22 protein-coding genes and 1 other RNA gene are annotated in these 17,966 nt (G+C 41.3%); 7 read left to right on the plus strand and 16 right to left on the minus strand.

Translation table 11 applies throughout. The annotated features are described in order from the left end of the window. Positions 1-7 precede the first annotated feature (7 nt). A complete protein-coding gene (locus CS060_RS03120; protein ID WP_035048576.1) occupies positions 8-2,386 on the minus strand; it encodes a 3-hydroxyacyl-CoA dehydrogenase/enoyl-CoA hydratase family protein in 2,379 nt (792 codons plus the stop codon). Positions 2,387-2,535: 149 nt separating this feature from the next. On the opposite strand from CS060_RS03120, the gene CS060_RS03125 reads away from it, so the two are divergent. After that, a complete protein-coding gene (locus tag CS060_RS03125; protein WP_009362277.1) occupies positions 2,536-2,682 on the plus strand; it encodes a YuzL family protein in 147 nt (48 codons plus the stop codon). A gap of 19 nt (positions 2,683-2,701) precedes the next feature. On the opposite strand, the gene CS060_RS03130 is transcribed toward CS060_RS03125, so the two are convergent. Beyond that, positions 2,702-3,619 carry a proline dehydrogenase family protein gene (locus CS060_RS03130; protein WP_035048582.1) on the minus strand — a complete coding sequence of 306 codons (918 nt, stop codon included), beginning with the start codon at positions 3,617-3,619 and terminating at the stop codon, positions 2,702-2,704. A 164-nt stretch (positions 3,620-3,783) separates the two neighbouring features. On the opposite strand from CS060_RS03130, the gene CS060_RS03135 reads away from it, so the two are divergent. The 3 genes from CS060_RS03135 to ymaG are packed head-to-tail and all read left to right on the plus strand — an operon-like array spanning position 3,784 to position 4,657. Then, on the plus strand, positions 3,784-4,035 hold the full coding sequence (locus CS060_RS03135) for a hypothetical protein (protein WP_035048585.1): 252 nt from the start codon (positions 3,784-3,786) through the stop codon (positions 4,033-4,035). Between the two features lie 15 nt (positions 4,036-4,050). Beyond that, positions 4,051-4,374 (plus strand): spore coat protein, encoded by a 324-nt coding sequence (locus CS060_RS03140; protein ID WP_009362280.1) that lies wholly within the window; start codon positions 4,051-4,053, stop codon positions 4,372-4,374. A gap of 55 nt (positions 4,375-4,429) precedes the next feature. Next, entirely contained in the window at positions 4,430-4,657 is a 228-nt protein-coding gene (ymaG, locus tag CS060_RS14050) for an inner spore coat protein YmaG (RefSeq protein WP_488585020.1), read from the plus strand. A gap of 35 nt (positions 4,658-4,692) precedes the next feature. On the opposite strand, the gene CS060_RS03145 is transcribed toward ymaG, so the two are convergent. The 11 genes from CS060_RS03145 to secG form a co-directional block, all read right to left on the minus strand. Further along, a complete protein-coding gene (locus tag CS060_RS03145) occupies positions 4,693-5,004 on the minus strand; it encodes an antibiotic biosynthesis monooxygenase (protein WP_035048588.1) in 312 nt (103 codons plus the stop codon). A gap of 16 nt (positions 5,005-5,020) precedes the next feature. Further along, entirely contained in the window at positions 5,021-6,073 is a 1,053-nt protein-coding gene (locus tag CS060_RS03150; protein ID WP_035048591.1) for a hypothetical protein, read from the minus strand. Continuing rightward, complete coding sequence (locus CS060_RS03155) at positions 6,070-6,573, minus strand: HugZ family pyridoxamine 5'-phosphate oxidase (protein ID WP_035048594.1); 504 nt, start codon at positions 6,571-6,573, stop codon at positions 6,070-6,072. The genes CS060_RS03150 and CS060_RS03155 overlap by 4 nt, the downstream gene beginning before the upstream one ends. Before the next feature lie 16 nt (positions 6,574-6,589). After that, the gene (locus CS060_RS03160; protein ID WP_035048597.1) at positions 6,590-7,381 is read right to left on the minus strand and encodes an ABC transporter ATP-binding protein; all 792 of its coding nucleotides are present in this window, start codon (positions 7,379-7,381) and stop codon (positions 6,590-6,592) included. Continuing rightward, a complete protein-coding gene (locus CS060_RS03165; protein WP_035048599.1) occupies positions 7,368-8,402 on the minus strand; it encodes a FecCD family ABC transporter permease in 1,035 nt (344 codons plus the stop codon). Before CS060_RS03165 ends, CS060_RS03160 begins: the two co-directional genes overlap by 14 nt. 18 nt (positions 8,403-8,420) lie before the next feature. After that, on the minus strand, positions 8,421-9,350 hold the full coding sequence (locus CS060_RS03170; RefSeq protein ID WP_035048600.1) for an ABC transporter substrate-binding protein: 930 nt from the start codon (positions 9,348-9,350) through the stop codon (positions 8,421-8,423). Between the two features lie 165 nt (positions 9,351-9,515). Continuing rightward, positions 9,516-9,868, minus strand: a transfer-messenger RNA (tmRNA) gene (ssrA, locus tag CS060_RS03175). Positions 9,869-9,964: 96 nt separating this feature from the next. Continuing rightward, complete coding sequence (gene smpB, locus CS060_RS03180) at positions 9,965-10,429, minus strand: SsrA-binding protein SmpB (protein WP_035048603.1); 465 nt, start codon at positions 10,427-10,429, stop codon at positions 9,965-9,967. Between the two features lie 78 nt (positions 10,430-10,507). Then, positions 10,508-12,781, minus strand: coding sequence for a ribonuclease R (gene rnr, locus CS060_RS03185; protein ID WP_099668682.1), 2,274 nt, complete (start codon positions 12,779-12,781; stop codon positions 10,508-10,510). A 20-nt stretch (positions 12,782-12,801) separates the two neighbouring features. Further along, on the minus strand, positions 12,802-13,539 hold the full coding sequence (locus tag CS060_RS03190) for an alpha/beta hydrolase (protein ID WP_099668683.1): 738 nt from the start codon (positions 13,537-13,539) through the stop codon (positions 12,802-12,804). Between the two features lie 69 nt (positions 13,540-13,608). Then, positions 13,609-13,842, minus strand: coding sequence for a preprotein translocase subunit SecG (gene secG / locus CS060_RS03195; protein ID WP_035048612.1), 234 nt, complete (start codon positions 13,840-13,842; stop codon positions 13,609-13,611). A 264-nt stretch (positions 13,843-14,106) separates the two neighbouring features. Between secG and CS060_RS14055 the strand changes: the two genes are divergently transcribed. The 3 genes from CS060_RS14055 (at position 14,107) to CS060_RS03205 (ending at position 15,833) form a co-directional block, all read left to right on the plus strand. Further along, positions 14,107-14,322 carry a hypothetical protein gene (locus CS060_RS14055; RefSeq protein ID WP_180271050.1) on the plus strand — a complete coding sequence of 72 codons (216 nt, stop codon included), beginning with the start codon at positions 14,107-14,109 and terminating at the stop codon, positions 14,320-14,322. An 83-nt stretch (positions 14,323-14,405) separates the two neighbouring features. Then, a complete protein-coding gene (locus CS060_RS14200; RefSeq protein WP_197051732.1) occupies positions 14,406-15,413 on the plus strand; it encodes a hypothetical protein in 1,008 nt (335 codons plus the stop codon). Positions 15,414-15,428: 15 nt separating this feature from the next. Then, positions 15,429-15,833 (plus strand): hypothetical protein, encoded by a 405-nt coding sequence (locus CS060_RS03205; protein ID WP_099668684.1) that lies wholly within the window; start codon positions 15,429-15,431, stop codon positions 15,831-15,833. Positions 15,834-16,423: 590 nt separating this feature from the next. Here the strand turns inward: CS060_RS03205 and CS060_RS03210 are convergent. From CS060_RS03210 to CS060_RS03220, 3 genes are all read right to left on the minus strand, one after another. Beyond that, a complete protein-coding gene (locus CS060_RS03210) occupies positions 16,424-16,624 on the minus strand; it encodes a hypothetical protein (RefSeq protein ID WP_231563625.1) in 201 nt (66 codons plus the stop codon). A gap of 183 nt (positions 16,625-16,807) precedes the next feature. Beyond that, on the minus strand, positions 16,808-17,311 hold the full coding sequence (locus CS060_RS13965; protein ID WP_257211109.1) for an IS630 family transposase: 504 nt from the start codon (positions 17,309-17,311) through the stop codon (positions 16,808-16,810). Between the two features lie 113 nt (positions 17,312-17,424). Beyond that, positions 17,425-17,868 (minus strand): helix-turn-helix domain-containing protein, encoded by a 444-nt coding sequence (locus CS060_RS03220; protein ID WP_257211110.1) that lies wholly within the window; start codon positions 17,866-17,868, stop codon positions 17,425-17,427. Positions 17,869-17,966 lie beyond the last annotated feature (98 nt).

Here is a 17,966-nt window from a genome sequence, read left to right on the forward strand (position 1 = left end):
TCCCCCCTTAGTTTCTTAACGGCTTTCCTTTGAGAAGCATATGTTGCATGCGCGCTTGTGTTTTCGGCTCACCGACAAGACTTAAAAATGCCTCACGCTCTAAATCAAGCAAATATTGTTCGTCCACTTCTGTTCCGTACGGTACGCTTCCACCAGCAATGACGTAAGCAAGTTTTTTTGCGATTTTTAAATCATGCTCCGAAATGTAACCGGAATGATACATACCTTGAGCGCCAAGTAGTAACGTCGCATACCCTGTTTCTCCGACAACCGGAATTTTTTTGCGCACCGGCGGTTTGTATCCGCTCTCATATAGCGCTAACACCGCTTGTTTTGCGTCATAGATGAGATGATCACCATTGATCGAAATGCCATCTTGTACATTTAAGAAATTTAACTCACGCGCTTCCGCGGCAGATGTTGATACTTTCGCCATCGCAATCGTTTCAAACACTTTATTTGCGACCTTTTGTAAATCAAATTCCACACCGTTTGGCATGCCGCTTAAATGTTTAATGTATAGCTCTTTATTTCCACCACCGCCTGGAATGAGACCGACACCTACCTCAACAAGCCCCATGTACGTTTCTGCAGCTGCTTGAATGCGTGAGGCTGGCAAGCAAATTTCTGTTCCACCGCCAAGCGTCATCGCAAATGGTGCAACGACAACCGGTTTTGAGCTATATTTAATATTCATCATCGCTTGTTGGAATTGACGAACGACCATTTCGATTTCAAAATAGTTGTCATCTTGCGCCTCCATTAAGATCATCGCAAGGTTCGCGCCGACGCAGAAATTTTTCCCTTGGTTTCCGATGACAAGTCCTTTATAGTTGCGGTCAACTTCTTCTAACGCATAGTTAATCATTTGAACAATATCAAAACCGATCGCATTGTTTGGTGAATGAAACTCAAGTAACGCCACATCGTCACCGAGGTCGATCAAACTTGCGCCGCTATTTTTCTTAATGACCCCTTTTTGTTCTTTTAAGCGCTGAATATGGATGACTTTTTCGTTTTCTTCAACCGGTTGATATTGTCCACGATCGTAGTACGATACTCGGCCATGTTCGTGTTTATAAAACGTTTCGTGTCCGCTCGCAAGCATATCTTCAACCCACGATGGCACTTGACGACCTTCCGCTTTCATTTTTTCAACAGACTGCTTCACACCGATCGCATCCCACGTTTCGAAAGGACCGAGCTCCCAGCCAAAACCCCATTTCATCGCACGGTCAATCGCTACGATGTCATCTGCGATTTCTCCAAGCAGCTCAGCCGAATATAATAACGTTGGACTTAAAATGTTCCAAAGCAATTGCCCCGCCCGATCGTTCGCATATACAAGCGCTTTCAATTTATTCGCTGTTCCTTTTGCTTGTTTGCTCATTTCAACAGACGGTGCCTTTAATTTCTTCGTCGGTTCATACTCAAGCGTTTCGTAATTTAATTCAAAAATGTCTTTTCCTTTTTTATAGAAAAATCCTTGACCTGATTTGCTGCCAAGCCACCCTTTTTCCACCATCGTTTTCATAAAAGATGGAACAGCAAATACTTCTTTTTCTTCACCTTCTACTTTTTCAAACACATTGTTCGCCACATGAATAAACGTGTCTAAACCGACGACATCGAGCGTGCGGAACGTTGCACTTTTTGGGCGGCCAATTAAAGGACCTGTCACAGAATCGACTTCGCCTACGCTATAGCCACCTTTCATCATTTCACGTACCGTCACAAGCAAGCCGTACGTACCGATACGATTAGCAATAAAGTTTGGCGTATCTTTCGCAAGCACAACCCCTTTACCGAGCACGTTTTCACCAAATTGTTTCATAAACGCAACAACAGCTGGATCGGTGTACTTTGTCGGAATGACTTCTAATAATTTTAAATAGCGCGGTGGATTGAAAAAGTGCGTGCCTAAAAAATGTTTTTTAAAGTCTTCTGATCGTCCTTCGGCCATCGCCTCGATGGAAATACCGGACGTGTTTGAGCTGACGATACTTCCTTGCTTTCTCACTTCATCCACTTTCTCAAACACGCTCTTTTTCACATCAAGCCGTTCAACAACGACCTCAATGATCCAATCGCATTCCGCTAAGCGATGAAAGTCATCTTCAAAGTTACCGACTTCGATCAACGCTAAGTTGGCTTTCGACATAAGTGGCGCTGGCTTTTGTTTCAATAAACGTTGAACCGCTTGATTGACGATGCGATTGCGTACTTGTTTATGTTCAAGCGTCCATCCTTTTGCTTGTTCTTCCGCTGTCAACTCTTTCGGTACAATATCTAACAACAATGTCGGAATACCGACGTTCGCTAAATGTGCCGCAATTCCCGATCCCATGACACCAGAACCGAGAACAGCTGCTTTTTTAATTCGCATGCTCGTTCCCCCTTATCCCAATTGAATGAATGGTCATTCATTTTTCCTTTATCTTAAATATAAATTATATTTTAAATTTTCGCAACAAATAAATGTAGCGAATTTTGTCAACGATTCAGGAAATGATACAACAAGGAGGTGAGTTTGCGATGAAAATGAAAAAACACCCGTCTAAAGCAGGTGTAAGTGCTGCAAGTGTGAAAGGAAATGCCGGTCCGACCGTGGAACGTGATGGAGGCGGAAAGAAAACGAGCCAAAATCAACAATACGGAAAAGAAAATATGGGGAATGAATAAAGGTGGGATGCGCCCACCTTTATTTTTTGAATATGCCTTTTAATACAAACGCCACGTTGGCTGGGCGTTCTGCTAAGCGACGCATAAAATAGCCGTACCAGTCGGTTCCATATGGAACGTAGACGCGCATCGTATAGCCTTCGCGCACTAATTGTTCTTGTCGTTCTGGACGAATGCCATATAACATTTGGAATTCAAATTGATTGTTTGGAATGTTATGTTCTTTCACCAATTGTTTCGTATATTCAATAATCGCATCGTCATGCGTCGCAACCGCTGTATAGTTACCATTTAACAAATGCATTTTAATAATCTTTTTAAAGTTTTCATCTACATCTTTTTTATCTGGAAAAGCGACTTCCGGCGACTCTTTATACGCCCCTTTCACAAGGCGCAAGTTTGGATGATACGCATTTAAATCTTCAATATCTTTTTCTGTGCGATACAAATATGCTTGCAATACCGTTCCGACATTGTCATACTCTTTTTTCAACTGCTTAAAAATATCGATCGTTTTTTGGCAACGAGAATAGTCTTCCATATCAATTGTCACAAATACCCCGTGGGCTTTTGCTTCATCTAAAATGCGACGCATATTTTTCATCACAAGCTCATCGGAAATGTCCAATCCCATCGATGTCATTTTCAGCGACAGTTGGGAATTTAATTTATTTTCACCAATTGCACGAATCGCCTCAATCGAATGGTTCGCCATTTCATTTGCTTCTTGTTCGTTATCAACAAATTCACCTAAATAATCGATAGTGACCGCTAGTCCTTTACGATTGAGTTCTTTAATCACGTCTACTGCCCGTTCAATCGTTTCTCCCGCTACAAAACGCGACGCACCGAAACGAAGACCGTACCGTTTCGCCAATTTTGTTAACGTTTTATTTTTTGACAAAAATAAGAAAAAGTCGCGCATAAGTTGTTCCATCGCTGTTTTACCCCCTTTGCAAGCGCATCCATCCGTATTGTAACACGTTTTCAATGAATTGAATATGTTTTTGTCGAATAATCGTATTTTTTGTCTACGTACGTATAACTATACAGCACGTGGGCAATATACAGTCGAACATGATTTTATATGGAGGGATGATCATGCAACAACAAATGAACACACAACCGCATGAGATGATGGCTCAACCACCTGAAATGATTTCAACAAAAGATGCGCTTTATTTAACAGATGCGCTCTCATGGAATTTGCTTGCGATGAAAAAAGCACATTTTTTTGCGTCTCAATGTCAAGATCAAGAAATTAAACAGGCGATAGAGCGTGTTGGACAAATGCACCAACGCCACTATCAACAACTGTTACATCAATTACAGCCATCAGCACACATGCAATAAGGAGGACGTGACGACATGAAAGTGCAAAATACTGAAACACAAATTCCGAAAACACCCCAAATGAACGATCGCGATTTTATTAATGATATGTTATCAACTGAAAAATATATGACGGATAGTTATTGTACATTTTTAAACGAAGCAAGCCATCAACATTTGTATGATGAAATTTTGCATATGTTCACCGAAACACAAAATTGCCAACGTGAATTGTACAACTTAATGTTTAAAAAAGGTTGGTATGCGCTTGAACAAGCAGACCAGCAAAAATTACAACAATCATATCAACAATTTCAAGGATACGCGAGCCAATTCCCATACAACAATATGATGCAATGAAAAAAGCCGGCTGCTTATGCAGTCGGTTTTTGTTATACGCCCAACCATTGGACAAATGCCCTGCATACATTATCAATGTAATGAAGAATGTATAGGGAGGGAATGCTCAATGTATGGTCGCAGACCGTTTTTCGGCTTTTTTGGTGCACCGTTTTTCGGGGGCTTTTTAGGTGGATTGCTTGGCAGTGCATTAACGCCTTATCCGTTTTATCCACCACGCCCATATTATTACCCGCCACGTCCATATCCGTTTTACCCATATGGCGGCGGATGGTACTATTAAACAAAGCTAAGGAGCACTAGCTCCCTAGCTTTTTTCTATGCTTGAAAAGAAAGGGCAACTTCATATGAAAACATTTGGTTTCCAAGCACATAGTCAGGACGGTCTTTTGCTTTTTGCTCATGCGCTTTACGAAATGCCTCACTTTGCGTCCAAGCTTCGAACGATTGTTTGTCCTCCCACGTAGTGCATACACGTACTTCATCATAATCTTCAAGTCCTTGTGTCACATGCAATTCTAAACGAATAAACCCAGGTGATTGTTCGATACCTTTTCTTTCTTTAAACCGCTCAACAAGTTGCGAAGCATATCCTTTTTTTACACGAATAGCATTTGTAACAACGTACATGTGTCATCTCTCCCTTTTATTTTTTTGAAACTACGAAAGGATCAGCAGTTACTTTTTTCCCTGCATACTCAACTGCATATACAACAGACTGCTCTTCATCTTTTTCCGAGATCGTTGGAACTACAATCGTAGCCACTGTTCGGTCTTCACTTAGCGTAATCGTTGCCGGTTGGACAACTTGCTCCTCCCCTTTATTAATCGTGACCGTTATTTTCATATTTGCTGTGCTTAATGAAGAAACAGGAATATCAAAATATAATGTAAGTGCACCGTTCGTTGCTTCTACATAATCTAGCTCGGCTACAGGAGGCGTAATTAAATCGTTATATACTTCTAATAAATTGTTATACTCATTTGTCAAATCTGCTCGGAACGTATCCGATAGCTTTGATAACAATCCTTTCACTGCATCAAGCACTTTTTTCGCTTCAGCGAACTTCCCATCTTCGAGGTATTCATTCGCTTTTAATAATTGCTCATACACTTTCACATCATTTGCATATTTATCATAGAGCGCTTTACTTTTTGAAAATTCCTCTAAAAGTAGTTTCCGAACATTCGTTTCGAATACATTGTTATATACGCGAAGCTGACGACTTTGCACGTATACTTGCAACTGTTTATGCGCTACTTGCAACGCATCCATATCTTCATCAACAATTGCTTGTTCCAAAGCTGTTCTCATCTTTTTAGATCCTTCAAATACAACAGAAGCATTCAAATACGGAATGACTCGTTTAGCCATATACGTCTTATACGCACCATCTAACTCGCTAACATATTTCTTTTTCTCTTTCCCAGCAGACTTTTGAACAGCTTGTTTCGCTTGTACATATAACTGATGGGCCTTTTTATACTCAGCTAAAACGGTCGCATGTGGCGGGATGCTCCCTGTTTTTTGAGTATACGCTGTATACGTTGTATGGGCTTTTTTCATTTGCGCCTTCGCTTCATTGACGATGGTAGCCACATTTATTTTCGCTTCTGAAATAATTGGTTGAAAAGAAAGAAGCAAACTAAAAAAGATAAAACCGATGACCGTCATATTTATAATTTTTTTCGTACTCATTGCCCCTCAAGTCTCCCTTCCTCATTTTTATTAACAATTACATGCGTAAATCGTTCACCGTTTAAATCGACATCAAACGCTTGCCCAAATCCAACAACGTAACGTCCCTCCATCGGGGTAAGTTGAAAAAGCGAAAAATCAATACTTCGCAATAAACGAATCATCGGTTTGCCGTGAATGTCCTCAAACTTAGCAAAAATATGATCATTTCCGTTGTTGCCAATGTGCGTTCGTTTGCATGTAAATCGAACGCGCTCTCGTGCAAACAAATTGGTTGATGTTGCTTCATCGGCAATCAACAATACTGAAACTCGCTCATTACGTTCAATATATTGAAAATGTTCAGCCGTTCGACTAATAAAAATGTAAAAATGACTTTCGTCTATCACAAAGGGGGCATAACTAATAAACGGCTCACCACGTTCATCTATTGTACTGATCATCATGGTTTTACATTGTTTCACAAACTGCACATAGCGCTCTCTTTTTTTCTCTTCCAATATTTTCTCACCTTTTCTATGTTAAGCATGGAATGTGACACGTTTTTCGGATAGGAATAAAAAATGGCTTATCCCCTTCATAACGGATGTCGACATCAATACCGAATATATCTTGAAACATTTGTTTGCAAATGACGCATTGCGTGCGATCATCATATTGAATCTTCCCGTCTTTCATCACAATCATTCGATCGCTGTATTGTGCCGCTTGATTAATGTCATGTAAAACCATAACGACTGTCATGCCTAATTGGTCATTCAACATTTGAATGAGTTCCATCACTTCTAATTGATGGGAAATATCTAAATATGTTGTCGGTTCATCAAGCAATAACACTTCAGGCCGTTGTGCCAACGCCATCGCAATCCATGCACGTTGACGCTCCCCACCAGACAAAGAGTGTAAAAATCGATATTCATACGATTGCAAATTTGTCATTTCTAATGCCCAACGAATCACTTTTTCATCTTCGTCGTTTAACGATTGAAACCAACCTTTATGAGGGTTTCTACCAAACTCAACAAGTTCTCGAACCGTCATATCTAATTGATGATTGTTCGTTTGGGGCAACATCGCCATTTTTTTAGCGATCGCCTTACGACTTAACGTATGAATTTCACTTCCGTCCAATAAAACGGTCCCACCAATTGGCTTTAATACATGAGAAAGGAGACGAAGGAGCGTCGATTTTCCTGAACCGTTTGGTCCGATCAGGCTGACAATTTCTCCTTTTTGAATGTCAATATGAATATCTTCAATACAAAAATGATCCGAATGTTGATATGTGATATGTTTAGCCGAAAGCACGCACATTCCCCCTTTTATGGAGAATATATAAGAAAAACGGTCCACCTAAAAATGAAAGCAATAACCCAACCGGCAATTCAATTGGATCAAACCAACTGCGCGCAATCGTATCAGCAAACACAAGAAACGCCCCGCCCCCTAGTGCTGATAACGGCAATACAAAACGATCATCGCTTCCAACAATAAGTCGAATCATGTGTGGAACGACAAGACCTATGAAACCAATTAATCCAGAAACACTGACCGCAATACCTGTTAAAAATGTACTAATGACAATTAAAAAGAAACGGGAACGTTCGACATGATGTCCTAACAGTTTCGCCATCTCATCTCCCAAATGGAGAATGCGAATATGCCGAATAGCAAGGATCGACAAAATCAATCCTGGGATGCTATAAAGCGCTAACAACTTTGCCTGCTCCATCGTTGCCCCTGAAATGACGCCTGCCATCCAAGGAAGAACCGCTTGCACACGATCGCTATACAATAACATAATCGCACTCATCGTCGCACCAATAATGGCGTTAATGGCAACACCGACTAAAATAATTCTTGCAATGGATGAACCACCTTGCCACGCTAGAGCATAAATAAGCATTGCCGTAATAAATCCTCCAACAAACGCGGCAAGTGGCAACAACACGATGTATTGCGGCAATAAAATTGTAATAATAACAGCCATTAAAGCTGCTCCCGACGATACACCGATAATGCCAGGGTCAGCAAGCGGATTTTTCATTACCCCTTGCATAATCGTTCCAGAAATAGCTAAACACATGCCTACAATTAAGCCAACGATCGTTCTAGGCAACCGTAAGTCCCATACGATCGTATAAAACATCGAATCTTTTTCTCCCGTAAGCCCTTCCCAAACTTCATGCAATTGCAACTTCACACTTCCTGTGATGATCGAATATAAACATACGAATACAATGGAGATGAGAAGAAAAACGAACGTCCATATTCTTCTTTGCGCATAAGGATGCTTTCTTTTCTGTATTTCACTAAGAGATGTTTCCATCATGTGATCCCTCATCTATTACTTTTTCATTTTCGCTCGCACTTTTAATAACTCTTTATTCATATGATCTAATGCGTTTGTGATTTTCACTCCAGGGCTCGCAGCAAACAGTTCACTTGGTAAAAAGATGACGTTTTTATTTTTCACCGCTTTCAAGTTACGCCATGAACTTGTTGACATTAACTTAATCATTGCTTTTTTTGTTTCTGCATGGTTCGCATGTGTAATGATGAAAATCACATCTGGATTGCTCGCGATAATGCGTTCCGTACTTAAATTAGCGTATCCGGGATAGTCTTTCAGTTGCGAAAAACTTGCTGCAATATTTTCTCCACCAGCTTTCGCTAATACATCACCGGAAAATGATGTCGGTAAGGCGACAAGCGAACTAGCCCCTGAACCGAATAAAATGACCGCACGCACTTTCGTTTTCGTTTTACTATATTTTTTTACTTTACTATCAATCTTTCCGACTAACGCTTTCGCTTTTTGAGTTTTGTTAAACAATTTTCCTAGTAGCGTTATGGACGATTTAATATCATTCACAGAACTACCAGAAGTGATAACGACTTTCAATCCCAATGATTCTGCTTTTTGAATATGCCCTAAAAAAGATGTCCCTGCAATCACTACATCCGGCTGTAAACTAACGATTTTTTCGAAGTTTGGTTGATGAATGTTTCCTACTTGCGGAACAGATTGTAAACTTGCATCCACAGGTGTAGCAGAAGTCGGCCGCCCTACGACTTGTACACCAAGCGCTTGAAGCGTATGTAAATCCCCCGGACTTAATACAACAACACGTTGTGGTGTACGATCAAACGTCACTGTTCGCCCAGCTAAATCTTTAATATTTAGCCCGTTCGATGCTTCAGCCGTCCCACCGTTGAAAGCAAACAACCCGACAAGCAAACATAAAGACAGGACATAAGAAAATAATTTCCTCATTTCCCTTTCTCCTTTCTAATGATTATCATTATCATTAATGAATAATATGATAATCGATATTGATAATCTTTGTCAATTAGTTTTTCGCATATAAAAGTTATAAACGATAGAAACGTATCCAAAATAAAAAACGACCGCCAACGCAGTCGTTTTCCTCTTTACTAAGTATGGAGACGGTGGGAGTCGAACCCACGTCCAGAGATATCGCCACTTAAGCATCTACGAGCGTAGTCGGTATATTTCTGTTTCGCCGCTTCTTCCGCCTACCGACAGGCCTCCGAGCAGCTAGTCTGATTGTTCTCTTCCCGCGTCCTCAGACGGCGGACTTGGGCGTAGCCCACTTGTTATGAACCCCTAGGCCGCCACATGGGCGATGGCGGTAGGAGCTAGCCGCGTTAATTAAGCAGCTAAAGCGTAGTTTTCTTTGCCAGTTATCTTTAAGTGACGTTTTTACGAGGACGATCCCCTCGGCTCGCAGCTTAAGCTCGATCTACCCCTGTCGAATCCGTAACGTCCCCGTAGAGAAACGTACGAAAGAAGCTTAAGCTTTTATAACTGGCTGACACATTTTATTATATCACATTTCATCTGTTTTGCAATTGTAACATATTGGATTATTTCTGTCGTTCGCGGAAAGCGCGTTCGACTTCACGTTGGGCTTCTTTCTTTTTCATATCTTCCCGTTTGTCGTATTTTTTCTTTCCTTTTCCGACCCCTAACATCAATTTCGCAAAACCATCTTTAATGTATATCTTGAGCGGCACAAGTGTATACCCTTGTTCTTTCGTATAGCCGATCAACTTATTAATTTCGCGACGATGAAGCAATAGTTTGCGCGTCCGCAACGGATCGTGATTGTAGCGGTTTCCTTGTTCGTACGGACTAATATGCATATTATGCAAAAACACTTCACCTTTTTCCACTTTTGCGAATGAATCTTTTAGATTCACTTTTCCAGCGCGAATCGACTTAATTTCCGTACCTTGCAACACAAGTCCTGCTTCGTACGTTTCTTCGATAAAATAGTCATGATGCGCTTTTTTATTTTGAGCGATGAGCTTGCCTTCCCCTTTTGGCATTTGTTTCCCTCCCTTCAGACAACGAATATTTTAACAAAAATAAGAAGAAAGGAAAAGCCTCCACTAGCGAGGCTTTCCTTACCGTTTTTTCTTTTTCTTCTTTTTCATTTTTGGAATGTCTTCGTAAAACTTTTGCTTTTTCTTTTTCGTCGGCCATTTTTCGTCGCTTTTTTTCTTTTTCCGCTTTCCTTCAATGACGACTGGCGCGGCTTTTGCTTTTTGATTCCGGCGTCCTTTCATGCCGACAATTTCAAAGTCGACGATGCGCTCTTCTTTATTGACGTTAATGACACGCACCGTAATTTGATCGCCAATGCGATATACTTTCCCCGTTCGCTCACCAATCATCGCATAATGTTGCTCATCGTAATGGTAGTAATCATCTGTTAAATAGCTGACGTGCACAAGCCCTTCGACTGTATTTGGCAGTTCAACAAACAGTCCAAAATTCGTCACGGAACTAATAATGCCGTCAAACTCCATGCCAATTTTGTCTTCCATAAACTCCGTTTTCTTCAAGTCGTCGGTTTCACGCTCTGCCTCGACGGCACGGCGCTCCATATTGGACGTATGCTCGGCAATTTCCGGAAGCTTCTCCGCCCATTTTTGTTGCGTTTGTTCATCCATTTGTCCATTAATTAAATACGTGCGAATAAGGCGATGAACGATTAAGTCTGGGTAGCGGCGAATCGGCGACGTAAAATGCGTATAAAATTCCGTCGATAACCCGTAGTGACCGAGACTTTCAGCGTCATAGCGCGCTTGCTTCATCGACCGAAGCATGACGGTTGATACGACCATTTCTTCCGGCTCGCCGCGCACGGCTTCCAACACTTCTTGCAACGCGCGTGGATGAATTTGATTGCCCGTTCCTTTTACAATATAGCCAAAGTTTGTAATGAACTCTAAAAAGCGTTGCAACTTCTCTGGCTTCGGATCTTCATGCACGCGATAAATAAATGGGACGTTCATCCAATGGAAATGTTCAGCAATCGTTTCGTTCGCTGCTAACATAAATTCTTCAATTAATCGCTCCGCAACGGAACGCTCACGTAAGACAACGTCGTACGGCTTACCGTTTTCATCGACAAGCACTTTCGCTTCTTTAAAGTCAAAATCAATGGCACCGCGCTTCATGCGCTTGTTACGTAAAATATCCGCCAATTCTGCCATTACCTCAAACATTGGGACGAGCGGGGCATATTTTTCTCGTAACGTTTCGTCTTTATCAACGAGAATGCGGTTCACATCGGAATACGTCATTCTCTCTGTCGTGCGAATAACGCTTTGGAAAATTTCATGGTGAACGACTTCGCCGCGGTCGTTAATTTCCATTTCGCACGATAACGTTAACCGATCGACTTTCGGGTTGAGCGAGCAAATGCCATTGGATAACCGGTGCGGAATCATCGGAATAACCCGGTCGACTAAATAAACGCTCGTTCCGCGCTCATACGCTTCGCGGTCGATTGGGGAGCCTTCCGTCACATAATGGCTGACATCGGCAATATGAACGCCGAGCTTATAGTTTCCGTTTTCTAATTTTGTCACAGTCACCGCATCGTCTAAGTCTTTTGCGTCTTCCCCGTCAATGGTGACGATCATTTCATTGCGCAAATCGCGCCGTCCTTGTAAATCTTCTTCCGAAATCGTATCCGGAATGCTGTTCGCATGTTCAAGGACGTCTTCTGGGAATTGAAGCGGCAATCGATGTTTATGAATGATCGATAAAATATCGACCCCCGGATCGTTTTTATGCCCTAAAATTTTAATAACTTCCCCTTCTGCGCTAATCCGTCCTTCTGGATACGTCGTTAAACGGACAACGACTTTATGCCCTTCGACGGCGCCATTTGCCGCATGTTTCGGAATAAAAATGTCGTTCACAATTTTTTTATCGTCTGGAATGACAAAGCCGAAGTTTTTGCTTTCTGTATATGTGCCGACGATTTCCGTCACGCCGCGCTCAATAATACGGACGATCGTTCCTTCTTTGCGGGCGCCTGTCGGGTGTGCATTAACACGCACGAGCACCGTATCGCCATGCATCGCATTTTTTAATTCCGACGGCGGAATAAAAATATCATCAAGTGTCGGATCTTCTGGGACGACAAACGCAAACCCTTTCGCATGCCCCGTCACTTTGCCGCGAATTAAGTTCATCTTTTCCGGCAATCCGTACCGATTGCTTCTTGTGCGGATAATCAATCCTTCTTCTTCCAGCGCAACGAGCGCTTTCACAAGTTCTTTAAATTCGGCAGCGTCCGTAATATGAAACGCTTCTTCCAATTCCTGAACAGTGAGTGGTTTATACGCTTCGTCGCGCATAAACGCTAATAATTTTTCTCTCATACAATTCCTCCTTTCGAGGATTACCAATCTAATGACTCTAAAAACGCATAAATGTCTTCATGAAGCTGTTCTTTTTCTTTATCAAGCGTAATGACGTGTCCTGATTCCTCATACCATTTTATTTGTTTCACTGGAGACTCCACGCCGTTATAAATAATATTTGCACTATCTGGGTTAATCATGTCATCATGGCGCGCTTGCACAACAAAAACAGGCGCATAAATGAAATCTAAATGATCGCGCACTTCGGCAATAAGTTGTTGTAGTGCTTTCAATGTTTTCATCGGCGTTTTTGCAAACTCCGCCATTTCGCGTTCGATTTGCTCCTCGCTTTTTCCTTCTCGCTTTTTATATTCGCGAGCGTACGCTAAAACTCCTTCATACATCGTTTGTTCGCTTTTGATATACATCGGCGCACACATCGGCACGATGCCAACGACAGGAACAGTATAGCCAAGTTTTAACGAAAACACACCGCCAAGCGATAATCCAACAACAGCGATTTTTTCATGGGTTTGTTTTAAATATTCGTAAGCGTTTATCACATCTTGCCACCAATCTTCTGGGCCGGTATGAACGAGCTCCTCTGGCGGCACGCCATGTCCTTTATAAATCGGAGCGTGGCACGTATATCCTTTTGATTGTAAAAAACGACCAAGCATCCGAACATCCGCCGAATTTCCAGTAAATCCGTGCAATAATAAAACAGCCCGCTTACCACCTTCAAACGTAAACGGTTGTGGTGGAATCATCTTCATCACTCATGTCTCCTTTCTTCCCAACAGAAAAGGCAGCCCTTTTCGAATGGACCGCCCTTTCCCCATATTTTACAATTGGAAATACGTCACCGCAATCGCTAATACGAAAAATAATACAGCCAAAACAACAGTAATTCGATGCAACACCGCATCAATGCCGCGCGCTTTCTGTTTGCCAAACAATTGTTCAGCACCGCCGGTAATCGCACCAGAAAGCCCTGCACTTCGGCCTGATTGCAATAAAACAACCGCAATGATTCCAATACAAACAATTACAAGTAGCGTAACAAGAAACGCATGCATGTCCAACACCTCCACCCACGCACATCAATCACAATAGTTTTATTTTAACATAATATCATCCATTTGTACAATGGACAAAGGAAGCGGGATAAAACTTTAGTCATGCTGATTTTCCAAAACAACAGACAAATAAACAGCCACAGCAAGATTGCAAAATTTGTCGAAAACATCTTGTTGCCCCCCCCCCCCCATAAATCTCATGTTATAGTAAATGTGTGAAAACCGAGATGATTTCGACATATGAGAGATGGAGGAACGAAGAATATGTCTTTTTGGGGTTCATTAAATAAATGGGGGCACTCAGTCAGTAAAAAGATCGAACAGACGACAAAACATGTTGCCAACGACTTCAAAAAGGTAGAAAAGACGATTCAACAAGTGGAGAAGAAAGCGGAATCAGTCACCAAACAAATTGTAAAAGATACGATTCAAATTAGCCAAAAAGCAAAAGAGGCTTTTGAGAAAGTGGAGAAAAAATAGAAAAAACAAGCAAACACATCGCTAATGATGTAAAAAAAGCAGAGAAAGCGATACATCAAACGGTTAATCATGCGGAAAAGAAAGTGGAGCAAGTAACGAAACAGGCGATCAAAGACACGGTACATATTAGTCAGAAAGCGCAAAAAGCGTTTCATGAGGCAGAAAAGAAAGCCGAACGAGTGACGAAACATATCGTTCATGATGTAAAAAAAGCTACATCTGAAGCTGTTCGTTCTGTTAAACAAACGTTGAAAGATACAGAAAAAACGCTTGAACACGGTGTTCACCAACTAGAAAAGAAGACAGAACTTGCCGTTAAACAAGCTGCTCGTAGTATAATGAACACAGGACAACATGCCGAAAAAACCGTTTTGTCCGTAGCGAAACGTACAGAACAATCATGGCATAGTTTTAAGAAACATCCGATGGAAAGTACAAAAGAGTTTGTCACAGGTGCAGGCGATGCAGCGTTATCGGATATGACATTAAACGTTGTACAAAAGCACTCAGATTACAGTAAACATCCGACGGCGTACAAAGCAGGACAAACGTTCGGACATGCCGTGGCAACAATCGCGGGCGTCATGGAAACGACAGGTTCCGTTGCCATTGGTACAGGTGGCGTAGTACTTAACGCCACAGGAGTAGGAGCAGTCATTGGAACGCCTGCTACGGCGGTTGCCGCTGTGGGAGTGGCGCATGGGACAGGGCTTGCCACCGCAGGCGGAACAGGCTTGGTGAAAAGTGAAAAAGAATTGTATCAGCAGATGAGTCGAAGTGAGGGAGTTTCTCGTGGGAGAGGGAAAGAATCGTCAAAAACTTCCATAAAATCTGTGGATGAAGTCTTGAAAGAAGCTAATCCTGGTAGGATTACTAAAGGTAAAGCTATCCAGTATGAAAAAAAAGGTGGTCTCGCTCAAGCTGTCGATGATTTTAACAGTATGGGGGTGACCGATGTAAAAGATATACCAGGCGGTAAGGTAGGAAAATTACCAGATGGACGAACTATAAATGTAAGAAACAAAAGCTCCGATGGTAGGCCGACATTAGAAATTTATGACGGTAAAAAATCAATTAAAATTCGTTACTAAGGTAGGTGTGGAATAATGCAAGAAAAATGGGAGCGATGGGAACCAATAGGTGATTTGTCATTAAAATATTATGTAGAGTCGTTATCAGATAGTATTGAGGGCTTTAAAATTTTGTTGTCTGATGCTTATGATGAAAATAAGAAAGTTGAAGTGATATTTGAAGATTCCGTACATGCATATAGAAGTACAGACGAAAGTTTTAGACAAAGTGTAATAAATAAAATTGATGAGCAGTATGGAACACAATTTTACGCAGAATGGACTTTTTTTAAAGTTGCTAATTCTGAATATATTCAATGGTTATCAGAGCAATCATACGGAATCTCAGAATCAGAATCACTTATACACTTTTGTTTTTTGGCAGGCGACTCGATCGTAGATGTTGTCGCTGCATACGAACCAAAGATAACGATTATTTAGATATATCGTGGCGCTATACACATCCAAATTGACATCTTAACCTCTGGTTCATGTAGTACACTCGGAGGCTTGTCACCTCTTCGTTTTGTTTGAGGCGTTGTGAATGTTATTACCTCAATCATGCTTCAAACAATAAGGGTTGCAAGCTTTTTTATCATTCATTGAGTAAAATCAACAAAAAATCGAGGGACGTCTTTAAAATTTTTGACAGTACCCCCCTATTAAAGACGGAGGATCTATGGCTGAAACGACAACTTATTCATCTTTTATAACTAACTGGTTACCTATAACAATTGTTTCGGTAACTGTAGCCATTATCGTTTTAGTTGGTATTCTTGTATTTAGAGTATTAAAACAGAAATAACTATACTGTAGACATTGTAAACAAGTAAATTCATTAACACAGGAGACATGTACCCGATTCCATTGAGGTTCGTTTATGACGAAGCAAGTCGAGTTTCCACTTGTGTTATCAAAAACAGCTTCATGTCTTTCAGTGAAGCCTTGGAACTACCCGACCCAAGGCTTCACTACTTTCAGAAGCTAGGACTGTGTACCTGCTTTCTTAGCTTGTTGGCTATGAGAAAAACTCATTTGCCTAATTGACATTTTATTTCATGCTCTAGTTCCTCAATCTCCAGCTTCCATTTATCACGTGTACTGTACAGTATTTCACATATAAAACTTGAAAAAGAGCTTTTATTTTGAGATATCTCTTGTTCTAATTTTCTTAGATCTTGTTTTAGTTTTTCAACTACTTCCTTTTTTTTCTTCAATTGATAAGTATTCATAAATTTTTCTCATCATTATCTCCTCATATCAGTTTTGATAAAATATACAAATTAAAGGATTAACCAAGTAATCGTTCTTGCAATAGCATCAGCGATAGGTAGCGAATATGTACTAGGTACTCTCGCTTCGATTAATAAGGAATTTAGTTTATATACATCCAATTTAAAATTTTAACCTCTGATTCACGCATTACACCCGATGCGGCTCAACACCTCATTCGGGTGTTGTAGAACGTACTGTTCAAAGCGAGTAATGGATTGGGCAATGTCGTTCTGATCCTTGTGAAAAACGTTGGCAATCACTTCATCTTTCAACCACTTCCACAGCCGTTCAATCGGATTTAACTGTGGAGAATACGATGGCAAAAAGATGAAATGAAAAGCAGCACCTTCCTCGCCATCAAGAAAGGCTTGTACCATCTTGGCATGATGAATACGCGCATTGTCTAACACAAGCACGAGGAATCGATCGGCATATTTCTCTTTCAATCGGCGCAAAAAGTCGAGGAAGGTTTCGGCATTGGCGGATGATGCACGATGAAACACCACATCGCCTTGTTGAACATCGACGGCGCCAAAAATAGAAACGTGGGCATGGTGACCGTAGCTTGGCACTTGTTTTTGATTTCCTACTTCTGCCCATGTCGTACGTAGCGCTTGATAAGCACGAACATGTGTCTCATCCACATAAAACAGCGTGACATTCTCGGTAATTAGTTTTTTTTTATAAATTCAAGCTCCCTTTGAAAAGCAGCTTGACGTTTGGCATCCCCTTTGACCAGCTTGTAAATTGGGCGTGTTCATGACAAACGCAAACGATGCAACAACTTACGAATGCCTTCACGTGACATCGAAACGCCATAGGTATGTTGGATGTAAGATTGTAAAATACGCGTGTTCCATGATGAAGCAATGCCCCAGCCAGCATCCACAGGTGTAGTAGTTAACACGAGTTGTCTGATTTCTTGTTGTTGTTCTTCCGTAAGAAATGGCACACGACCAGGCGGCAACCGACGATCGAGTAGATGATCGAGCCCACCTTCATTAAAACGTGCAACGTAGAGGGCAACGGATTGACGGCACAGATTGACCATTTTGGCTACATCTTTGCCAAGATGACCTTCCATGACAAGACGAACAGCGGTCACCCGAACGCGAAGCGAAGCATCTTTGATTTTCCGTTCTTGTTTCCGAAGTGTTCGAGGCGTCCAGCCGTGATCATTTGTAATTTTCAGACGTTTCATGTCCTTTCCACTCCTTTTACACATGAGTATTTAGGAGCAGTATAGCCATGAAAAAAGGGGTTCATACAGAAGTCATGGTCTTAAGGTGCATGTATATA

Origin of the sequence: Anoxybacillus flavithermus (assembly GCF_002742685.1) — a bacterium.
GTDB lineage: Bacteria > Bacillota > Bacilli > Bacillales > Anoxybacillaceae > Anoxybacillus > Anoxybacillus flavithermus_E.

Coding starts and splice junctions, on each gene's coding strand:
- CS060_RS03120 (WP_035048576.1), bottom strand. CDS start 2,386: ATGCGAATTAAAAAAGCAGCTGTTCTCGGTTCTGGTGTCATGGGATCG.
- CS060_RS03125 (WP_009362277.1), top strand. CDS start 2,536: ATGAAAATGAAAAAACACCCGTCTAAAGCAGGTGTAAGTGCTGCAAGT.
- CS060_RS03130 (WP_035048582.1), bottom strand. CDS start 3,619: ATGGAACAACTTATGCGCGACTTTTTCTTATTTTTGTCAAAAAATAAA.
- CS060_RS03135 (WP_035048585.1), top strand. CDS start 3,784: ATGCAACAACAAATGAACACACAACCGCATGAGATGATGGCTCAACCA.
- CS060_RS03140 (WP_009362280.1), top strand. CDS start 4,051: ATGAAAGTGCAAAATACTGAAACACAAATTCCGAAAACACCCCAAATG.
- ymaG (WP_488585020.1), top strand. CDS start 4,430: ATGCCCTGCATACATTATCAATGTAATGAAGAATGTATAGGGAGGGAA.
- CS060_RS03145 (WP_035048588.1), bottom strand. CDS start 5,004: ATGTACGTTGTTACAAATGCTATTCGTGTAAAAAAAGGATATGCTTCG.
- CS060_RS03150 (WP_035048591.1), bottom strand. CDS start 6,073: ATGAGTACGAAAAAAATTATAAATATGACGGTCATCGGTTTTATCTTT.
- CS060_RS03165 (WP_035048599.1), bottom strand. CDS start 8,402: ATGGAAACATCTCTTAGTGAAATACAGAAAAGAAAGCATCCTTATGCG.
- CS060_RS03170 (WP_035048600.1), bottom strand. CDS start 9,350: ATGAGGAAATTATTTTCTTATGTCCTGTCTTTATGTTTGCTTGTCGGG.
- smpB (WP_035048603.1), bottom strand. CDS start 10,429: ATGCCAAAAGGGGAAGGCAAGCTCATCGCTCAAAATAAAAAAGCGCAT.
- rnr (WP_099668682.1), bottom strand. CDS start 12,781: ATGAGAGAAAAATTATTAGCGTTTATGCGCGACGAAGCGTATAAACCA.
- CS060_RS03190 (WP_099668683.1), bottom strand. CDS start 13,539: ATGAAGATGATTCCACCACAACCGTTTACGTTTGAAGGTGGTAAGCGG.
- secG (WP_035048612.1), bottom strand. CDS start 13,842: ATGCATGCGTTTCTTGTTACGCTACTTGTAATTGTTTGTATTGGAATC.
- CS060_RS14055 (WP_180271050.1), top strand. CDS start 14,107: ATGTCTTTTTGGGGTTCATTAAATAAATGGGGGCACTCAGTCAGTAAA.
- CS060_RS03205 (WP_099668684.1), top strand. CDS start 15,429: ATGCAAGAAAAATGGGAGCGATGGGAACCAATAGGTGATTTGTCATTA.
- CS060_RS03210 (WP_231563625.1), bottom strand. CDS start 16,624: ATGAATACTTATCAATTGAAGAAAAAAAAGGAAGTAGTTGAAAAACTA.
- CS060_RS03220 (WP_257211110.1), bottom strand. CDS start 17,868: ATGAAACGTCTGAAAATTACAAATGATCACGGCTGGACGCCTCGAACA.